This window comes from Pseudoalteromonas sp. SR43-3, assembly GCF_014163875.1.
Taxonomy (GTDB): Bacteria; Pseudomonadota; Gammaproteobacteria; order Enterobacterales; family Alteromonadaceae; genus Pseudoalteromonas; species Pseudoalteromonas distincta.
In genome coordinates, this window is sequence record NZ_JACJEC010000016.1 from 39,853 (window position 1) to 60,129 (window position 20,277).

Sequence of the window (20,277 nt, forward strand, 5' to 3'; positions counted from 1 at the left end):
ATTTTAAAGCCAACGAATTGCGCCAGTAACGCGTTCGTTATATGTATCTAGAGGTGCTCCAAGACTTGCCACTAAAATAGTATCAGCTTGTGAGCCACGATTAATGTGACCTTCAAAGCGCTCATCGCGGAAGTTGTCATCCCCAAAACCAAATGATTTATTTTCAGAAGGCACTATAAATACCGTCATAGGACCAAAGTCAGACTCAAATATTAAATGCAGTCCTTTTTCGCCTTTAAAATCACAAAACATCGCATAAGTTACAGCGCCAGGAAGTTCATCAAGATGACCACCTAATACTGCAAGCTTGTCGTTGACGCTTTGTAGGCTAATGGGCTCTTTTTTATCAAGCGCATTAATTTCGTAGTACACATGGGCAAGCGCATGCTCACCTGCTTCATGTGCAATATTTTGCTCTGTACTAAAAAAGAAGGCACTAATCGCCACTACAAAAGACGCTGCTAACGCAAGATGTACACGATCAAACTTAAAACGCGATCGAGCATCAACCACGTTTTTACCAGTTGCTTGTTCTTCTTGGAGTGCTTTTTCTTTTAACGATGTGTTTAAAAGAATGCGGTCTGCAAGATTTTCAGGCACAGGTATATCTAAAGAATCTTGAATGAATTTATCAAAATCTTTCATATCGTTAATAAAACTTTGTCGCTCTGGGTTATTGTCAGCAAACTCCATAAGCTCCTTGTCAATGTCGTTTGGCTGCGCAATAGTGCGGCGACGAAACTCAAGTTCATCCATTATTTTGATGCCCCTTTAAGTTGTTCATCATCACGGCTTAAAGCCTCTTTAAGTTGATTTCTGGCACGGTATAAACGAGTCATTACCGTGTTTTTATTTAAATTAAGTATGCTTGCAATCTCTTCACCAGAGCAGCCCATTACAACTTGCAGTAATAATGGCTCTCGGTATTCATCAGATAGCAGTGCAATCTGGCGTTGAATTACCGTTTGTTCCATTTCATCGTCTAATGAATGGCTGGTTTCATCAACAAGCGTATCGTTTTCTACGTCGCTGTAATCAAACTGTTTACGTTCAAATCGGCGTGCGTTTTCTCTTCGCAATATAGTAAGCAGCCAAGGTTTAGCTGCCTTTTGATCAAGTAAAGAGTCGAGTGAACGCCATGCGCGTAAAAACGTTTCCTGTACTAAATCATCTGCTATGTGCGGATCACGGCATAACCAATAAGCAAAGCGATAAAGCTCTTTATTGTAAACGTGGACCAAGGCTTCATAACGCTTTTGTTTCTCTGCCATATCGATTAAGACCTGATTGTTTGATTTTTTCTTTCCAAGCATAAGCACTTTTTTAATTAAAAATTATTAGTTATTGCAAAAAAAGACCTGAGGTTCGTAGTTATTAATCATAAAGGTCTTTTAATACAGTTTGTTGCGACTTTGATGCCTGAGTTTGATAGATCTCAAGAATTTTAATAATAGCATTAAGATCCGTGTTTGCGCCTTTATTACTATAAAGTTGTGCCTGCAATTGGCTAATGAGACCATTAAGCTCGCTGCTGTTTACGTGGATGCAGAGCTCATCAATCGCGCCAACATTTTTATGGGTCACCTTTACAGAAAAGTTATTTAATGCGGTGTAAAAGGCTTTCACATCGTGTGTTTTGGCTAATGCTTTAAGCTCGTTTAAGCTTGGCTGAGAAGTACCACGGGTGTTTAGCTGTAATTTTTCAGTCGTATTTTTAGTAGAACGGCTTATTAAGTAAAAAATTACAGTACCAATCCATAAAATATACCCTAAAGCGGCAACAACTATTAACCAAAGAGGAGTATCACTTTTAGTTTCAATAGGTTGTGTGCCAGTTGCTTGATTCGAAATATTTTCAAGAGTAGGTGAATTATTTGTGCTGGGTTGTGGGTTTGCTATGGCTGTATTAGGCGCGGTAGTACTTGGCGTTACTGTAATAGTACGCTTTGGTAATGTAGCTACACTAATACGGTTCATTTTGGTATTAAACCAAGGCAGCTTTATTTCAGGCAAAGTATAAGTACCTGGTTTTTGCGGCAGTAAGGCATATGATGCCGTTTGTTGCGATACAACGCGTCCGTCTCGCACTGCATTGTTATTTTCTTTTTTATCAGGATAGCTGCGTATGCCATCAATAGTAGGCATAGAGATTTCAGGTAATTGCTCTTTTGTAACTCCAAGCGCGGTAAGCGTAATAGTACGTGTTATAGGCGTACCTACTTCTACTGTGTTGTCGTTAGGTTGCCATTCTTCATCAAGGTTAACCAATTCGCTTGGTAACCATGCACCTTTATAGTCACTCGGGATTGGTTTTATTTCTACTTGCTGATCATCGCCAAGAGCAGATACCTCCAGTTGGCGGTAATTTTGCTGTACTCGCCCTTGAAACGCAGGGCCTGCAATCGTGTAGGCACCACTTTTTTGTGGCTGAATCAAATACTCACGAGTAATAACAAGGTAGCGTTTGCCATCAACTAGCTCATAACTCTCAGTTTGTTTACCTAATTGGGTTAGCTGAGCATCCTCCATACTTGGTGTGCTTAAGCTGCCATCAAGCAGTTCTTTGGCAAGGTAGAGCTTAACAGTGTATACACCGGCTTCTTGCACAAATAATGAATTACTCGAGAGCGACGTTTTTAAAAATATTTCGTTATTTTTATCTGCATCAACTGAGCGTTTTGCCACTTTTAACTTAATAGGTTGTGAGGTTAACCCTGCAACGCTAAATGCTGGTATCGTGTAATCACCCTCTGTACGGGTCATTAGTTTAACTGACCACGTAGTTTGTTTATTAATGCTGCCATTAATAATGTTGGTACGAGAGCTTAAGCTTGTTGGGCCTACAACAAAGTCTTTTAACAGCGATGAGGTGTCTGGTTGCTCGCCTTTAACTGTATCGTCTACCGATATATTAAGCATAAAAAATTCACCCGCTAATACAGGGTTTTTATCTACGCTGGCTTCTAATTTGGTGGCAGCCCACGAAGGCATCGCACTTAATAGCAATAAACAGCAAAATAATCGCATTACCATGATTTTTCGACTCCTGTAGGGCGACGTTTGTATTGTCTTTTTTGGGCTTCTAATTGCATTTTATTCCGTAATAAAATAGCCGGATCGTCCGGGACTTTTCTAAGTAGTTGATTAAGCTGTTGTGCTTTTTCTTTTTCTTCATTAGTGAGCTCACTTGCTTGGGCTTGCATCGCTTGTTGCTGAGCATTTTGTTTTTGCTCATCAGTGGCAGGTTGCTCACTTATTGCTTGTGGCTTACTTTGTTGCTGCTCATCCTCTTTAGGCTGGTCAGCGTCTTTATTTTGCCCTTGTTCGCTTTGTGGCTGGGCTTGCATATCAGGCTCATTTTGCTTATCTGATTGCTCGCCAGGCTCACCTTGTTGATCTTTGGGTTGTTCAGACTCTTTATCTGATTTTTCATCGCTTGAGCTTTGACTTTCGTTTTCGCCTTTTTCAGAATTGCTTTTATCACCATTTTGTTGCTGATCCTGTTTTGACTGTTCTGAATTTTGCCCTTGGTTTTGCTCATCTTTTTTCTGACTATCATCTTGGTCTTGAGAGTCGTCGCCGTCGCTTTGCTGATCTTGCTGGTTTTGTTGCTCTTGTTGATTTAGTAATTGCTCAACTAAGGCTTGGTTATCGGCTGCTTGCGTAAAGTCATCTTGTAAGGTTTGGGCTTGTTTGTACGCTTCAATTGCGTCCTCAAGTTTACCAGCTTTGGCAAGGGCATTACCGTAGTTGTATAAACCGGTAGCCGACTTATCATTACTAAACTCATTAAGTGCAGCATCAAAATTACCTTGCTGGTAAAGCGCAGCGCCTTTTAACTCACTCGATTGCGCCTGTGTTGCTGCATCGTATTCTTTATTATTGTAAGCCTCTAATGCACGTTGATCTGCATTTTTCAAAAGAGTAGGGAGCTCTACGGCATACGCATTTTGCTGCGGTAAAAAACCAAAAGCTAAAAATGCGCCTAGCAAGGCAGCGCGTCTAAATAAATACAAACCAAATGGCAGTAATAACAAGAGTCCGTAAATACCTGCATCTATTCGCCAAAGCGCATGGCTTTGTTTTTCGTCTTTCAATAATTCACTCTGCGCATTTGGGGCAAACGTATTTATGTCGTTATTGCTAGGTTGGTAACTAGCAAATTTACCACCGCTGCTTGATGCTAAATTTTTAAGCTGAGAGGCATTAATTGTAGGTACTACAATTTGGCCGTATCTGTCTTTCAAAAAGCCGCCTTCAGGTAACTTAATTGGTGCGCCTTGAGCGGTACCTACACCATATATATTTAATCTATATTGGGTGTTACTGGTAAAGCTACTAACGTCGCTTTGTTCTTGTTGGTCAATACCGTCGGTCACTAAAATAATGTCGCCATCAATATAACCCGCTTGTGTTAATAGCTCTTTGGCCATATCAAGACCCGCTAAAACGTTTGAGCCTTTGTCTGGCATTATTTCAGGGCTTAAGCTTGGAATTAAATTACTGAGTGTTGTGGCATCGTTTGTTAGTGGTGAAATTACATAGGCCGTGCCTGCGTAAGCTACAAGCGCGGTATCACCTTCTTTAAATAGCTCAATCATATCAAGCGCTTTAAAGCGTGATTGCATTAAACGATTTGGTAAAATATCGGTGCTGTACATTGAATACGACATATCCATAACAATTACACGGGCACTTTTACTTTGAAATACAGGAACTTGTTTTTTCTCAAAACTAGGCCCAGCACTAAATAAAATACCAAGGCTGCAAAACAAAGCAACTAACCAAAGTGGCTGGCTGGCTTTAGTGTTTGCTTCGCTCATTATAAATTGTGCTAAATGAGGTGCAATTAGCTGCTCACTAGTCGTTTTTTTATGCTTAATTAAGGCAACAAAAAATAATGCCACAGCAGGTATGAGTAACCATAAAAGAGCGGGGCGAATAAATTCAAAATCCATTAGTTTGGCTCCTTTAATGCACGCAGTGTACTAAGCATTACTTTTAAGCTAATAAGTAAAATAGCGATAAGTAACGGGTAGTAAAATAATGAGCTTTGTGGGCGAAAAGTTTGTTCATCAGCGCTAATAGGTTCAAGCTTATCAAGCTCTGCGTAAATTTGTTGAAGGCCAGCTACATCTTTAGCTCTAAAGTATAATCCGCCAGTTTGCTCGGCAATCTTTTTAAGTAAGCTTTCATCTAAATTACTGCCACTAGAGCCTCCCACATTAAAGAGACTAAAGCCGCGCGGATTATCTGAGCCAACACCAATGGTGTACACTTTAATACCTTCTTCGCGAGCTAGCAGTAGGGCATCTTCTGGGTTTAGATTGCCCGCGGTGTTTTGTCCGTCGGTTAATAGCACCACAATTCGGTTACTTTCATCTTTATTGGCAAAGCGTTTTACCGAAAGACCCAATGCATCACCAATGGCTGTTGCGCGCCCCACTAAACCAATTTGCGCTTCGCTGAGCATTTTACTTACTGTTTTAACGTCGCGGGTGAGCGGGGTTTGTAAAAACGCGGTGTCGCCAAATAATATTAGCCCAAGCCTGTCGCCTTGACGTTGCTCTATAAAATCACTGAGTACAGCTTTTACCATGGTGAGGCGGTCAACATATTGGCCATTATAAGCCATGTCTTGTTCGGTCATCGAGCCTGATAAGTCAACTGCTAACATTATATCGCGTCCTTCATTTGGTAATGAAATTGGCTCATCTAACCATGTTGGATTGGCAGCAGCAGTAACAAGTAATAACCAAATTACCCACTCGAAAGGGTTTAAACGTCGTGCGTGTGGCTCGATGCTTTGGCTGGTTAAATTGTGCTTTGCAAAACTGGGTATACGTAAACGCGTACTGGCATTACTTGCTGCGGGTTTTAATAGTAAAAGTAATAAAGGCAAGGGTAGTAATAAAAATAACCATGGCCAGCTAAATTCAAACATTTACTGACTCCTTTATTTTAAATTGCTTAATACCTTGGCGAAATTTTTCGCACAGTGTTGTATCTTTTTGGCTAGGGTTATACAAGCTTAGTATTTCTTGTTCTGTAAAGCTTAAACCGGTGAGTGTATTAAGTGTTGTGCACCATTTAGAGGTAGATTGCGCAGCAAGTCGCTTGTCGTAATATTCAATCACTAAACGTTTTAAAATAATATGCAGTTGCTGAGGGTTTTGCTCACTTTGACTCAATTGTATTGCGTAGCGTTTAGGCTTTTTAAATTTATGTTTTTTATAAAATATATAAATAGCTGCGCACAGTGCTAAAAACAGCAGTGCAATAATAACCCACCAAGCAGGGGCGAGTGGCCACCAATTAACTTGGCTTGGCGCTATTATATCGTGCAGGCCATCGAGTGGATTGGTTTGCATGGTTATTTTCTCACTAATTGCAGCTCAAGCGGTGTTGCTGCATTGAATGATATTAAATTAAGACCCGATTTAGTTAGGCGATTAAAGCGTGCGCTAAATGCTTGCTCAGCATTTTTAGCAAAACGTTCTCTAAAGCTGTTATCCATTAATGGTAGGGCAAAGTCTTGACCATTTGCATTAACAGTAACGGCTTGCTTAAACGCAGGTAACTGATGCTCAAACGGATCGCTTATGTGGCAACCAATCAGCTCGCAGTGGCGGCTTAATATTTCAAGTTGCTTAAAGCTGGCATCATCCAGAGCATTAAAATCAGACACTAAATACACTAAGCTGCCTGGTTTTGCTAAATGGTTAAGGCGCTTTAGGTTATCGCTAAAGTTGTTAGTGGCTGTTTTATCAATATTGTTAAGCGCTTGCTGGTGGTTGTCGCATAAATTATGACAAAGCTTAAGCACGGCTTTTTCACGGGCGCTGGGTTTTAGCTCTAAATGTGAGTGCTGATTAAACACAATACCGCCAATTCTATCGCCGCGCTGACACGCCGACCATGCAACAAGAGCGCTTATATGCGCAGCTTGCACCGACTTTAACAGTAACTTTGAGCCAAACAGCATTGAGTTAGAAAAATCAGTGAACACAAACACAGGGCGCTCTTTTTCTTCTTGAAAGAGCTTTGTGTGAGTCTCGCCGGTACGCGCAGTAACTCGCCAATCAATAGAGCGAATATCGTCACCTTGCTGATAATGTCGCACTTCGGCAAATTCCATTCCTCGGCCTTTGTGCGGTGCAAGGTATTGCCCTGTTAAGGTGTTTTTTATTTTTACCTTAGGGGCAAGTTCAAGCAATTGCGCTTTGGCTTTGTAATACATCAGCTCTTTGAGTGCTAAATTAACACCGTGGCTATGGCTCTGTTTGAGCCATGCTTGGGTTTCTAATTGTTTTTGCATAACTTATGGTACGGCTACAAGTTCAACTATACGGCTTATTACTTGATCTTTAGTAATGCCATCGGCTTGGGCTTCGTAACTTAAAATAATGCGATGACGCAGTACGTTATGCACAACAGCTTGAATATCATCAGGTGCTACAAAGTCACGGCCTTGAAGCCATGCATGAGCACGAGCACATTTATCAAGTGCTATTGTTGCACGCGGACTTGCACCAAACTCAATCCAGCTACCTAGTTGCGCGTCTAATTTAGCGCCTTCACGGGTGGCTATAATAAGTTGTACTAAATATTGCTCAAGTGGCTCTGCTAAATAAAGGCCTAATATTTCTTTACGCGCTGCAAATAAATCGCTTTGACTAATTTTTTGCATTACTGGTTGTTGCTCGTTAAGCGCTTCGCCGCGTGTTAAACGCAGTATATCAAGCTCATGCTCTGCGCCAGGGTAGTCAATACTTAGGTGCAGTAAAAAGCGATCCAGCTGGGCTTCTGGTAACGGGTAAGTCCCTTCTTGCTCTAGCGGGTTTTGCGTTGCCATAACTAAAAACAGTTCGCTAAGCGGATAGGTATTTTTACCCACGGTAACTTGTCGCTCTGCCATGGCTTCTAATAGTGCTGATTGTACTTTGGCTGGTGCACGATTAATTTCGTCAGCTAAAATTAGGTTGTGAAAAAGAGGGCCTTTTTCAAATACAAACTCGCTAGTTTGTTGGCGGTAAATATCGGTACCTGTTACATCAGCTGGTAATAAATCTGGCGTAAACTGTACGCGCTGAAATGAGCCTTCAATGCCTTTAGCAAGTGCATTAACTGCACGTGTTTTTGCAAGCCCAGGAGGGCCTTCTACTAATAAGTGACCATCAGCTAAAATAGCAATAAGTAGCGCTTGAGTAAGCTCTGGCTGGCCAATGATTTGTGTATCTAAGTACGTTTTTAATTGTGAAAATGCGTTAGCTGCCATAATAAGTGGACTGTCCTCGTCAGCTGGGTTTGTACCTAATAGTGTTAGGTGATAAATACTGACCTATTTATAAGGTTTATAATTGGGTAACTCAAGAGTTAGACTGTATTTTTTAAAATAGTTCGTTATTTTTTAACGAATTTTAGCGTACCACAAAACTTTGTAAATGCGTCTAAAAAAGCCTATTGTGATAGTCGTAATTAAACACTGTTTATATAAATTTGTGTTTATCTATTGGCTTTAGGGCACGGGTTGTTTAGAATCGAGGAAAACAAACAGGTCAGACCTGTCAGCGGGAGAGCATAAATGTCTGAGCAAAACATACTAAAAACACCAAAGGGCGACCGTATTGCCATCGTTAGCGGCTTACGTACACCTTTTGCAAAACAAGCAACAGCGTTTCACCATGTACCTGCACTTGATATGGGGAAATTGGTGGTTAACGAAATGCTTGAACGATTAAATTTCAATAAGTCAGAAATTGATCAACTTGTATTTGGTCAAGTAGTACAAATGCCAGAAGCGCCAAATATTGCACGTGAAATTGTATTGGGCACAGGTATGCCTGTATCGGTTGATGCATATTCTGTATCGCGCGCATGTGCTACCAGCTTTCAGGCTATTGCTAATGTAGCTGAGTCTATTATGGCGGGATCTGTAAGTGTAGGTATTGCAGGTGGCGCAGATTCGTCATCAGTATTGCCAATTGGTGTAAGTAAAAAGCTAGCAGGCAGCTTAGTTGATTTAAATAAAGCGCGTACGCTTGGTCAACGTTTAAAAATATTTTCAAAACTGCGTTTAAAAGACTTATTACCAGTGCCTCCTGCAGTTGCAGAGTACTCAACAGGCCTTTCAATGGGGCAAACTGCTGAGCAAATGGCTAAAACACACAACATTAGCCGTGAAGATCAAGATGCGTTAGCGCATCGTTCTCACTCACTTGCAACGCAAGCATGGGCTGATGGTAAGTTAAAAGATGAAGTAATGACGGCGCATTTACCGCCATATAAAAGCTTTATTTCAGAAGACAACAACATTCGTAAAAACTCAACGGTTGAAGGCTACGCCAAGCTTAAACCTGTTTTTGACCGTCAGCACGGTACTGTTACCGCTGCAAATGCAACACCATTAACTGATGGTGCAGCGGCCGTACTTATGATGAGCGAAAGCAAAGCAAAAGCACTTGGCTATGAAATACTAGGTTACGTACGTAGCTTTGCATTTTCGGCAATTGGCGTAGAAAAAGACATGTTAATGGGCCCAGCTCATTCAACGCCTATTGCACTAGATAGAGCGGGTATTACGCTTGCTGATTTAGATTTAATTGAAATGCACGAAGCGTTTGCATCGCAAACACTTGCCAATATGAAAATGTTTGCCTCAGACAAATTTGCACAAGAGCATTTAGGTCGCAGCAAAGCAATTGGCGAAATTAACATGGATAAGTTTAACGTTAACGGCGGCTCTTTAGCATATGGTCACCCATTTGCAGCAACAGGTGCACGCTTAATTACGCAAAGCTTACACGAGCTTAAACGTCGTGGTGGCGGTTTGGCATTAACAACAGCGTGTGCTGCTGGTGGTTTAGGTGCAGCCTTTGTATTGGAGAGCGCGTAATGACTGATTCAGTATTTAATTTAGCGGTAGATGAAAACAAAATTGCCGTAGTAACGATTGATGTGCCAGGGGAGAAAATGAATACCCTGCGCAGTAGTTTTGCCGATGACTTAAAAGCATTATTAGAAGACGCTAAGTCGCAAAATGTAAAAGGCATGGTATTTATAAGCGGAAAAACCGATAACTTTATCGCGGGCGCCGATGTAAAAATGCTTGATAGCGTTCAAAAGCGTGATGATGCTTTAGCTATTAGCGAACTATGCCATCAAGCATTTTTTGATATGACAAAACTGCCATACACAACAGTAAGTGCGATTCATGGCGCTGCATTAGGTGGTGGTTTAGAGTTTGCTTTAGCGTGTGACTACCGTGTTGGTACCGACAGCGATTTAACAAAAATTGGCTTACCAGAAGTGCAACTTGGTTTACTACCAGGTGGCGGCGGTACGCAGCGCTTAACTAAAATTGTTGGTATTCAAAAAGCACTTGAGTGGATGCTAACAGGTAAACAAATTCGCCCTAAGCAAGCTAAAAAAGCAGGCGTGCTTGATGACTGTGTACCACACAGTGTGCTGCTAAAAGTTGCAAAAGAATTTGCGACTAAGAAAAAGCCACAAGCAAAAGAGCCAAAGCTCGACAATATTAGTAAATTACTAGAGTCAAACCCGTTTGGCCGTAACTTTATCTTTAAAAAAGCTAAAGAAAACGTACTTAAAAAAACGGGCGGGCACTACCCAGCACCACTCGCTATTATTAAAGCTGTGCGTGCTAGTGTAGAGCTTGATGAGCTAAAAGCGTATAAAACAGAAGCTGAAAGCTTTGCAACACTTGTAATGAGTGACGAATCGAAAGCGCTTCGCGGTATTTTCTTTGCAACCACTGAAATGAAAAAAGAGTGGCGCAATGATGACGCACCCGCAATTAGCAAAACTGCTGTTTTAGGTGGTGGACTAATGGGCGCAGGTATTGCGCACGTAAGTGCTGTTAAAGCTAAAGTACCGGTACGTATTAAAGATGTAGCAGAGCAGGGCATTAGTAATGCAATGAGCTACACCTACAAAATTTTAGACAAGCGCCTTAAGCGCCGTATTATGTCTAAAGCTGATATGCAGTTAACAATGAACCGTATTACAGGTACAACAGACTACAGCGGCTTTAAACACATTGATTTAGTAATAGAAGCTGTGTTTGAAGATCTTGCGCTTAAGCAAGGTATGGTTGCCGACGTAGAGCAGCAATGCCAAGAAAATACAATTTTTGCTAGTAACACGTCATCATTACCAATTTCGCAAATTGCAGCGCAGGCGGCACGTCCTGAAAATGTAATTGGCTTACATTACTTTTCACCAGTAGAAAAAATGCCATTAGTGGAAATTATTCCACACGAAGGTACATCTAAAGAGACTATTGCTCGCGTTGTTAACTTTGCACGTAAGCAAGGTAAAACGCCAATTGTTGTAAAAGACATGGCCGGTTTTTACGTAAATCGTATTTTAGCGCCTTACTTAAACGAAGCTGCTAATTTAATGCTTGCGGGTGAGCCAATTGAAAAGATTGATGCAGCCCTAGTTGAGTTTGGCTTTCCGGTAGGACCGCTGGCTCTACTTGATGAAGTAGGGATTGATATTGGCTCTAAAATTGCTCCAATTCTTGAAAAAGAATTAGGTGAGCGTTTTAAAGGCCCTGATGCATTTATGCGTATGATTGATTCAAAACGCCTTGGCCGTAAGTCCGGTCGTGGTTTTTATGAATACGACAAAAAAGGCAAAAAGGTTGATGAGTCAGTTTACGAACTATTGGGTTTTACCCCAGCTCCACGTTTAAACAAAAGCGAAATTGCTAAGCGATGTGTATCGAAAATGCTTAACGAAGCAGTACGCTGTTTAGATGATGGCATTATTGCAAGCCCTCGTGATGGCGACATTGGTGCAATATTTGGTATTGGTTTCCCACCATTTTTAGGTGGCCCCTTTAGCTATATGGATAAATTAGGCGCAAGTAAAATAAGCTCTGATATGTCTACATTAGCTAACAGCGATGCTAACTTTGCTCCATGTGAGTCACTGGTAACAATGGCAAGCTCTGGTACTACTTTTTATAATGCAGCAACTGTTGAGGTTGTAGCTCCTGAAGTACAAAGCACTGAGCCACAAGAGCAAAGTGTCACTGAGCCTGAAGTTACTAAAGAGATTGAAACAAAAGAATAAAGTTTCTACTATTTATAAAAACCGCATTTAGATGCGGTTTTTTTATGATTTTTAATATTTAAATGAGGAGCTTAATGACATTATTTACACAAAGATTGAGCATGTACCAAATGGAAGAATCTGATTGGCCTCTTTTTCTAGCGCTTCATCGCGATCCTCAAGTCCTTAAGTATTGTTTTGATATGCCAATGGAGTCACTGATAAGAAACCGCTTTGAGATACGCTTACCTAAGTGGAATACTAAATCACGCCACCCACTGTGCTTACTCATTATTAATAATAAAACAAAACAACCAGTGGGTGTTACAGGCTTTGCCTATGACGGAGAAACCGCAGAGCTTGGTTATTTATTATTGCCAGAGTATTTTAATAAAGGCTACGCGACAGAGTCTTTAAGAGCTGTGATTGATTGGGCTTGGAAAGAATGTGGTATTAGGCAGTTTAAAGCTGTCGTAACGCGTGGCAATGTTGGTTCTGAAAAGGTGCTTAGTAAGTGCGGCTTAACCCATACCGATACACTTTTTAAAGTGCATACAATAGGCGAAAAGTTATATGACGATTTAATTTATACGCTTAAGGTTTAAGGTTTTAATGGGCTAGTAGCCTAGCCCAAAAAGTGCTACAAGTGAAGTGCGATAGCTTTGCGGTCTTTTTCTGGCATGTTTTCTACGACTAAATTAAATGAGTTATCAATCATTCTCTCAATTTCACTTTGTGCAATTGTGCCGTCTAAAATTACTGTGTTCCATAAGCGTTTATTCATATGGTAACCAGGGATCACTGCCGGGAAAGTATCACGCAATGATATTGCTTCATCAGGATCGCATTTTAAGTTAAGCCACCAAATAACCTCACCATCATCATTAGTTTGACCGTCATTGCCAATAGCAAGAGTCGCAAACATTTTATGATTCACTTTATATACATCAACCTCTTGCGCAAATGGTTTTGTAACCTGAACAAGTGGTTTTTTAACTAAATACTCATGTACTTTTTTCTGGTCCATGATCCATTCCTTGAAGTCATACTCGGTAAAGCTACCATAGCAGTTTTTTTCACATTTGATTATATGTATTTTAGTATAAATTAAAATTTTACAAGCTAATACAACATGTAGCGTAAAACCAACGTAATTTTAGTTGAACAAAATCCAGTTCGTGGTATGTTTCTGCCAATCAAAAAAATAATAGGAATTCACACATGCCAAAGGCGAGTGATGTTAAAAAAGGTACTGCTATTGACTTCAATGGCCGCGTTTTAGTTGTAAAAGATATTGTGCGCTCTGTGCCGCAAGGTCGTGCTGGTGGTAGTTTATACCGTATGCGTTTATACGATGTGGTAACCGGTGGTAAAGTTGACGAAACATTTAAAGACAGTGACATGCTAACGCTGGCTGATTTAACACGCCGTGAAGTAATGCTATCTTACATTGATGGCGACGAGTATGTGTTCATGGATAATGAAGATTACACGCCTTACAACTTAAACAAAGATGCTATTAGCGAAGAAATTTTATTTGTTAATGAAGAAACGCAAGGCGTACACGTCATTGTTATTGATGGCGCGCCAGTAGGACTTGATTTACCATCAAGTGTTGAACTTGTTGTTGAAGAAACAGACCCATCTATTAAAGGTGCATCTGCAAGTGCTCGTTCAAAACCTGCACGTATGTCTACTGGCTTAAATATTTCTGTGCCAGAGCATATTTCAACAGGTGACCGTATCCGTATTAATACTGTTGAACACAAATTTATGGGTCGTGCTGAAAAGTAACGCGTAAATTATAATTTTAAAAGCCGAATCTGTGTTTAACAGGTTCGGCTTTTTTGTGCGCGGGGATTTGTTGCTTTAAATTTAATCACGTTAGCGTTAGAATAAGCGCCGTATTTTTGAGCAACTTTAAGGGGTAGCTTTGTTTATAGTTTTACTAAGCAGTGCATTTATAGCTTTAATGTATTTAGAAACCATTAAAAAAGGCATGCCAATTAAACGATGGCTGATTTTAGGCGGTTTATTTGGACCAGTAGCCTGGTGCTTGTTTAATCTACATTATCGTCGTGCTTTAGTTAGAAATGTAGGAATAAATGCGTGTATATGGCGCCCTTAATTTATCGATGCCACATTTTTATTTTTTCTAATTAAGCTTGGGGCTGCTTTAGTTTGTTGTTGCTTTAAAAATTCAGTAAATTCACTTTTTGATAGAGGCTTAGAATAGTAATAACCTTGTACTGTTTCGCAATTAAGCTTTTTGAGTATATCAATTTGATGGGCTTGTTCTACACCTTCAGCCACTACATGTAAATCAAGGTTATGTGCAATAGTGACTATTGAGTCGACCATATTACGGCCACGTTCGTTGGTCATGTCATCTATAAATGCTTTATCTACTTTAAGTGTATTAAGCGGAAATTGCTTTAAATACGCTAATGATGAATAACCAGTACCAAAATCATCCATTGCTAAATGAATACCTCGGGCACTTAACGAACGCATAATTGCAATGGCTTCTTTAGGGTCATCCATTACAGTACCTTCTGTTATTTCAAGCTCTAAAAAGTATGAAGGTAATTCATTTTTTTGCAAAATAACGTCAATACGAGAGGTTAAATCGGGGAGGCTAAATTGCTTTGCTGATAAGTTGACAGCTACTCGGCCGCTAAATAAACCGCTATCTAGCCATTCTTTTACGTCTCTGCAGGCTTTGTTTAATACCACCTCACCAATTTCAATTATTTGGCCCGTTTCCTCGGCTATAGGTATAAAAACTCCCGGACTAATAATGCCTTTTTTTGGTGTAATAAAGCGCACTAATGCTTCCATTCCGGTTAGCTTGCCTGTGCGAATATTCATTTTTGGTTGGTAGTACACTTCAAAATGGTCTTCTTTTAAACCAAAGCGCATGAGGTTTTCAATTTGCAGTCGTTTAACGGCTTGACGGTTCATCGTGTCGTTAAAAAATAGGTAGCTATTACCTTTCTTTTTAGCATGATACATCGCGGTATCTGCATTTTTTAAAAGCAGTTCAGGTGTATTACCGTCTTCAGGGAATAATACAATACCTACACTTGAGGTGATTGCCAGTTCGTGGCCTGCCATTTTAAATGGTGTAGCAATGGCTGCTAAAAACTGTTTAGCCATGCGTGTAATTACATGTATGTCGTTAGTGTCAGACATTACCAGAGCAAACTCATCGCCGCCTAAACGATAAAATACATCATTTTCACGGGTTAGTTTATTTAAGCGCATTGCTAGTTTAGCTAATAAGCTGTCACCTAGCTGATGTCCTAACGAGTCATTTATTTTTTTAAAGTTATCTAAATCGAACACAAGTAAGGCGTGATGCGAATTGAGCTTTACTAGCTTTTGCAAATCAGTAAAAAATAAATTTCGGTTAGGCAGACTGGTTGTGCGATCTCGATTCGATAAGTTATGTAATTGCGATTCTGCTTTTTTACGCTCTGTTAAATCTGAATAAACAACGACATAATTAGTTATTTGATTTTGATCGTTTTTAATTTCATCTATCGATATTTCTATCGGTAATAAAATGCGCTCACTATTACGAAGCTTCACTTCTTGTTGAATATGTTCGCGCTCTTTTACTATTTCAATAATTCTGTTTGTGTAGCTTGGCTCATACCCAGATAGGCTAAAATCTTTTCCTAAGTATTGTTCGCGTACGCCACCAAACAAGGTTAAAAAGCTAGGGTTTATATCAACCAGTTTAAAGTTTTTATCGTAAATTGCTAAGGCGTCAGTAAGCGACTCAACACATTTTGCAAAAAGGTTTAAGCGCTCTTCAGTTGATTTTAACTGTGATATATCGCGAACGGTACCTGTCATTCTAAGGGGTGATAAGTTTGCGTCTTTTTCAATTATTTTTCCGCGATCGAGCACCCAGTGCCAACGACCAAAAGTATCTTTGATTCGGTAGGTGGCTTCAAAAAAAGCAGACTGCTCTGCAAAGTGCACTTTTAGCAAGTGCTCAACGTTATTAATATCGTGAGGATGGATAAGGCCTTTATTTGGTGGAAACCCCATTAACGTAGTTGAGTCCATTAAATACTTATCGTTAATACGAATAACTTCGCCTGTTTTTATGTTCCAGTCCCAAAGTGTATCGCCGCTACCTTCTACGGTACTTTTAAGGCGTTTTTCCGAAAGTCGAAGTTGGCGGCGTGAACGTCTAAGTTTATGGATTACAAATAACAGGTAGGGCAAAGCAAGCGATATAATGGCGCTTGCTAGTATAAGTATATTGTCTGAGTTGTAATTAAGTGATGACTCAAAGGCAAAAAGCTCAAATGAGTAAGCAAGTACTACAAGCATGCTTAGTTTTATTATTGTTTTTATCATTTTTTGATTACTTCTAATTTACAAATGATAATTTAAAACAAGCTAAACCTAGAGTCAAAGAGATTGAGAGTAAACGGGCATATTTTGAGATTTACTGACTTTCGCCGAGCTTAAAAGCTCATATCTTGGTCTATTATCATCAAATAGGCTTAGTGCATAAACTTTTACTTCTCTTAGTGTTAGTGCGTTTAGGGCATCTAAAAGTCGCTGCTGCATATGAAATTCGTGATCTCTGTTACCAATAGCAAGCCATAACCGTTGTGAGCGCAGACGCAAGTTTTTATCTTTTTCTGCAATATGAGTACTAAGGCCATGTTTTTGCTGTTGCCAATCGTTTTCATCAAGTGCATCAATGTTATCAAGGTATTTTTTAATAAAGCTGTTATGACGATGCAATAATGTTTTTGCATCAAACTTAGGTGACTGCACATAAAATGCTATTCCAGCACGAGTATTAAAAGGTGCATAACCTGCGCCCACTAAATAACCTAGCTGTTGTGTTGTTCGTAACTCGTTAAAGTAATCTTGATTAATTAAATGATTTAACGCCATCATTTTTACTTTTTCGGCCACGCAATCCGTTTGCGCCTGATAGTAAACTACCATGGCATGGTCGCTACAAGGAAGTTCTAACTCGTAGCGAGTTACTTTTTTAATTTCAAAAAGGGGGCGTCTTAAATCTTCAATTATGGCTGCGTTTTTTAGGTGTTCGGCGACCTTTTTTTGAAAGGCTAATGCATCACTTTGCTGCCAGTTACCATGTAAAAATGATTCAACATGTAGTGCTTTAAAAAAGTCTGTTCTGAACTCATTAAACTGCTGAAAACAGGTGTTTTTTAATGCCGATGCAAGCTCCCCAGGTTGAGGGTTCCAAGGCATTATTTTTGCACCTAAAATACTAAATAACTCACTGACTGGTTTGTTTTGGTTGCTATTGCGCCAATGCCTTACAAGTTGTTTTTTATATTCAGCAAAGCGTTTTGCACAAATTTCTACATTAAATAAAGCATCTATTAATTGATCAACAAGCTCTAACTGACTGGATGAAAGCCCAGCGGTATGTAGAGTTAATCCACCTTGATGCGAGGTTAAGTGGTAGCTAAGTCCTGCAAGTTCTGCAGGATAAAATTGCTCGCCTACGCTATCCATAAATAAATCTGTAAATAAGCGGGTGAGTGCCATATGCTTTACATCTTTTACGGCAAAATCAGAATCCATGGCCAAATAAAAATGACCTTTAGCAACACGAAATGTGTTGTCTTGTTTAAACCAAAAGTCAAAACCGGGTTCTTTTACTAATAACTCGGGTTTTGTTTGTGGTTTTATGACATCAAATAACACCACTTCTTTTGTCAAATAAGGATTAGCGGTAGGCAGCAGCATTTCGCTCAGCGGTTTATTTATCTCGCTAAGTGCATCAAGCCAATTAGGTGAAATATGTTCTACTTTATATGGTGTGTTGTACCATGCGGTTTTATGTTCAGGCTCTACATCTGGATGTATAAGTACGATGCGCATATTATGTGGCGTTAACCACTGCATGGCCATTTCGTGGGTCGCTTTTTTAAAGCCTTCCATTAAATAGTCGCCTTGCACGTAATTTGCTTCGTCGTAATGCTGCATATTAATGCTTAAATTACTGACCCAATCAATCAAGCGTGACTTTTCTTGGTTATCGAATGCTATTTGTAATAGATTTTTTTTATCTTGGTATAAGCGCGGCAATTTTTCGGTGTTATCGTTAATTAAGCAAATATATTCAAACACCATTTCAATAATGTCTTCGAAGTATTCAATACCTTCATCGGTAAGCGCTAAGCTAATATTAAAATCTTTAAAGTTACTGCCATTAATACCACCGCCAGCAGAAAGCGCGTTTATCCAGCCTTGCTCTTTTAAAATAGAATAAAGAGAACCCGCGCCTTCATAGCCAAGTAAATGGGCAATAAAACTCACTGTTTTGTGGCGATAAAAGTCGTCAATATTAGGCATAGCAAAACTTATGATAAGTTTTTGCATATGCTTATGCGGCTCAATATGAAGTATTTTTCCTATGTCTTGTTTGCGATAGAGTGGCTCACTGATCTCTGGCTTTTTGAGGTTTTTATTACCCTTAATTGCGCCAAAGTAAGTTTGTGCCCAGCTTTGTAGTGTGTTTAATGTTTCGTTTGCGCAAATAACTAAAGTCATCCACTGAGCTTGGTACTGACTATTAAAAAAGTCGCGAAGCTCATCACTAATACAGCGCTCTCTGTCACCTAAGGTTTGTAGGTTTCCTACAGAAAATTTAGCAAATGGATGAGCTGGATTTACCGTTTCTTTGTGGGCTTGATAAATACGTCGACCATCGTCTTTTATTTTTAGTTTAAACTCGGCTTCAATTGCGTTGCGTTCTTTTTCTGTTTCGGCTGAATTTAAAAGTGGCGCAATAAAAAAACGGCTAAATTGGGTAAGCGCCTGTTCAAATTCTTGGTTATTAATATCAAAAAAGTAACAGGTATGCTCAGTGCCAGTCCACGCATTAGTGTTCCCGCCAGCTTGCGAAACAAAATTATTAAAACTGCCTGAATCTGGGTATTGGTCTGTGCCTAAAAAAAGCATGTGCTCTAAAAAGTGTGCTAGGCCTTGCCTATCAAGAGGATCGTCAAAATGCCCGGCGTTAACTGCCATTGATGCTGCCGCTTTTGTAGAATCTTTATCTTGCACTAATAGTACTTTTAGACCATTGTCCAGTGTAAAGGCGCGGTATGCTCTGTTATCATTGCGGCTGATATTCAAATGATGCTCCTGAAACTAAACGTTTACTTGTTAACAACAGATGATGGCTTCAGGAAAGCGAAATACAGCTTAAAGATTTACCTGAATCTCATGAAAGAATTATTTAGAAATAAATAGATTTATGTTGTTAATATAGCTGACAAATGGGCAAACTGGCTACTGTTTTATATTCTTTAATCGGTTGATTTTTTATGAAAACAATCCTAATAATGCGCCACGGCGAAGCAACACCCATGCAGGCTGATGATGCAGGTAGAAATTTAACCCAAGCAGGGCACGATGAAGCTGAAAAAATGGGCCTTTGGCTCAGTAAAGCACATTGCCCTGATGCACTGTTAGTTAGTCCTTACATTCGTGCACAGCAAACAGCTGCAGGTGTGGCTAAAAATAACGTATTTAAATTTAGCGAAACCACGTCCGATATTATCCCCGAAGGCAAACCTCAAATTGCTGCTGACTATCTTGAAACGCTTATTGCTACTCATCCCCAATGCAATACATGGCTTATAGTGGCACACATGCCTATTGTAAGTTATTTAGTGGACCAATTAAGCCCTGGTAATATGCCAATTTTTAATACAGGTGCTGTTGCTGTTATTAGTTATGATGAGCAAACCCAGCGTAGTAGTTATATAAGTATAAATGCCCCAGAAAACCTTTAAATAATTGAGAAAAGTATTATGACGATAGAACGCTTACAAACAGGTGCGCGCATGACCCGCATAGTAAAACACAACGGCACTGTTTATTTATGTGGGCAGGTATGCGCCGACGCGCAAAAAGGTATTAAAGAGCAAACTCAAACTATGCTTGATAAAGTAGAGGCGCTGCTTGATGAAGCAGGGAGTTCAAAAGAACACATGCTTAGCGCGACTATTTATGTAAAGAGCATGGAATACTTTGCTGATATGAATGCAGTATGGGATGCATGGGTACCCGAGGGTTATGCACCAGCACGTGCCTGTGTGGAAGCTAAAATGGCACGTGATGCACTACTCGTAGAAATATCTGTTGTAGCGGCCTTAAAGTAATTTGATTAAA

18 protein-coding genes are annotated in these 20,277 nt (G+C 39.8%); 7 read left to right on the forward strand and 11 right to left on the reverse strand.

Annotated elements, in window-relative coordinates; genetic code table 11:
- Window positions 1–3 precede the first annotated feature (3 nt).
- The 8 genes from H5088_RS15645 to H5088_RS15680 all read right to left on the reverse strand — a co-directional run bounded on the left by H5088_RS15645 (window position 4) and on the right by H5088_RS15680 (window position 8,278).
- A complete protein-coding gene (locus tag H5088_RS15645; protein ID WP_138489429.1) occupies window positions 4–756 on the reverse strand; it encodes a DUF3379 family protein in 753 nt (250 codons plus the stop codon).
- Window positions 756–1,313 (reverse strand): sigma-70 family RNA polymerase sigma factor, encoded by a 558-nt coding sequence (locus tag H5088_RS15650; RefSeq protein ID WP_182753610.1) that lies wholly within the window; start codon window positions 1,311–1,313, stop codon window positions 756–758. Before H5088_RS15650 ends, H5088_RS15645 begins: the two co-directional genes overlap by 1 nt.
- A 61-nt stretch (window positions 1,314–1,374) precedes the next feature.
- On the reverse strand, window positions 1,375–3,033 hold the full coding sequence (locus H5088_RS15655) for a BatD family protein (protein WP_182753612.1): 1,659 nt from the start codon (window positions 3,031–3,033) through the stop codon (window positions 1,375–1,377).
- Window positions 3,027–4,958: a VWA domain-containing protein gene (locus H5088_RS15660; protein ID WP_182753614.1), complete on the reverse strand. Its 1,932-nt coding sequence runs from the start codon at window positions 4,956–4,958 to the stop codon at window positions 3,027–3,029. Before H5088_RS15660 ends, H5088_RS15655 begins: the two co-directional genes overlap by 7 nt.
- Window positions 4,958–5,944 (reverse strand): VWA domain-containing protein, encoded by a 987-nt coding sequence (locus H5088_RS15665; RefSeq protein WP_096792684.1) that lies wholly within the window; start codon window positions 5,942–5,944, stop codon window positions 4,958–4,960. The genes H5088_RS15660 and H5088_RS15665 overlap by 1 nt, the downstream gene beginning before the upstream one ends.
- Entirely contained in the window at window positions 5,937–6,371 is a 435-nt protein-coding gene (locus H5088_RS15670; protein ID WP_004335624.1) for a DUF4381 domain-containing protein, read from the reverse strand. Before H5088_RS15670 ends, H5088_RS15665 begins: the two co-directional genes overlap by 8 nt.
- 2 nt (window positions 6,372–6,373) lie before the next feature.
- The gene (locus tag H5088_RS15675) at window positions 6,374–7,318 is read right to left on the reverse strand and encodes a DUF58 domain-containing protein (RefSeq protein WP_004335626.1); all 945 of its coding nucleotides are present in this window, start codon (window positions 7,316–7,318) and stop codon (window positions 6,374–6,376) included.
- Window positions 7,319–7,321: 3 nt separating this feature from the next.
- Complete coding sequence (locus H5088_RS15680; protein ID WP_007377762.1) at window positions 7,322–8,278, reverse strand: MoxR family ATPase; 957 nt, start codon at window positions 8,276–8,278, stop codon at window positions 7,322–7,324.
- A 306-nt stretch (window positions 8,279–8,584) separates the two neighbouring features.
- On the opposite strand from H5088_RS15680, the gene fadI reads away from it, so the two are divergent.
- The 3 genes from fadI to H5088_RS15695 all read left to right on the forward strand — a co-directional run bounded on the left by fadI (window position 8,585) and on the right by H5088_RS15695 (window position 12,686).
- On the forward strand, window positions 8,585–9,895 hold the full coding sequence (gene fadI, locus H5088_RS15685) for an acetyl-CoA C-acyltransferase FadI (RefSeq protein WP_004335629.1): 1,311 nt from the start codon (window positions 8,585–8,587) through the stop codon (window positions 9,893–9,895).
- Entirely contained in the window at window positions 9,895–12,102 is a 2,208-nt protein-coding gene (fadJ, locus tag H5088_RS15690; RefSeq protein WP_182753616.1) for a fatty acid oxidation complex subunit alpha FadJ, read from the forward strand. Before fadI ends, fadJ begins: the two co-directional genes overlap by 1 nt.
- Window positions 12,103–12,176: 74 nt before the next feature.
- The gene (locus H5088_RS15695) at window positions 12,177–12,686 is read left to right on the forward strand and encodes a GNAT family N-acetyltransferase (protein WP_182753618.1); all 510 of its coding nucleotides are present in this window, start codon (window positions 12,177–12,179) and stop codon (window positions 12,684–12,686) included.
- A gap of 35 nt (window positions 12,687–12,721) precedes the next feature.
- Here the strand turns inward: H5088_RS15695 and H5088_RS15700 are convergent, their stop codons facing one another.
- The gene (locus H5088_RS15700; protein ID WP_024596739.1) at window positions 12,722–13,108 is read right to left on the reverse strand and encodes an MmcQ/YjbR family DNA-binding protein; all 387 of its coding nucleotides are present in this window, start codon (window positions 13,106–13,108) and stop codon (window positions 12,722–12,724) included.
- A 194-nt stretch (window positions 13,109–13,302) separates the two neighbouring features.
- On the opposite strand from H5088_RS15700, the gene yeiP reads away from it, so the two are divergent.
- Together yeiP and H5088_RS15710 are read left to right on the forward strand one after the other, a co-directional pair.
- Window positions 13,303–13,875, forward strand: coding sequence for an elongation factor P-like protein YeiP (yeiP, locus tag H5088_RS15705; protein WP_002962153.1), 573 nt, complete (start codon window positions 13,303–13,305; stop codon window positions 13,873–13,875).
- 139 nt (window positions 13,876–14,014) lie between these two features.
- Window positions 14,015–14,209: a hypothetical protein gene (locus H5088_RS15710; protein WP_182695843.1), complete on the forward strand. Its 195-nt coding sequence runs from the start codon at window positions 14,015–14,017 to the stop codon at window positions 14,207–14,209.
- On the opposite strand, the gene H5088_RS15715 is transcribed toward H5088_RS15710, so the two are convergent.
- Together H5088_RS15715 and H5088_RS15720 are read right to left on the reverse strand one after the other, a co-directional pair.
- Window positions 14,206–16,458: an EAL domain-containing protein gene (locus H5088_RS15715; protein WP_024604474.1), complete on the reverse strand. Its 2,253-nt coding sequence runs from the start codon at window positions 16,456–16,458 to the stop codon at window positions 14,206–14,208. The two genes, H5088_RS15710 and H5088_RS15715, sit on opposite strands and share 4 nt — an antisense overlap.
- A gap of 54 nt (window positions 16,459–16,512) precedes the next feature.
- Window positions 16,513–19,236, reverse strand: coding sequence for an insulinase family protein (locus H5088_RS15720; protein WP_182753620.1), 2,724 nt, complete (start codon window positions 19,234–19,236; stop codon window positions 16,513–16,515).
- A 191-nt stretch (window positions 19,237–19,427) separates the two neighbouring features.
- Between H5088_RS15720 and sixA the strand changes: the two genes are divergently transcribed.
- A complete protein-coding gene (gene sixA, locus H5088_RS15725) occupies window positions 19,428–19,898 on the forward strand; it encodes a phosphohistidine phosphatase SixA (RefSeq protein ID WP_024593905.1) in 471 nt (156 codons plus the stop codon).
- Between the two features lie 18 nt (window positions 19,899–19,916).
- The gene (locus tag H5088_RS15730) at window positions 19,917–20,267 is read left to right on the forward strand and encodes a RidA family protein (RefSeq protein ID WP_182753622.1); all 351 of its coding nucleotides are present in this window, start codon (window positions 19,917–19,919) and stop codon (window positions 20,265–20,267) included.
- Window positions 20,268–20,277: the final 10 nt, after the last annotated feature.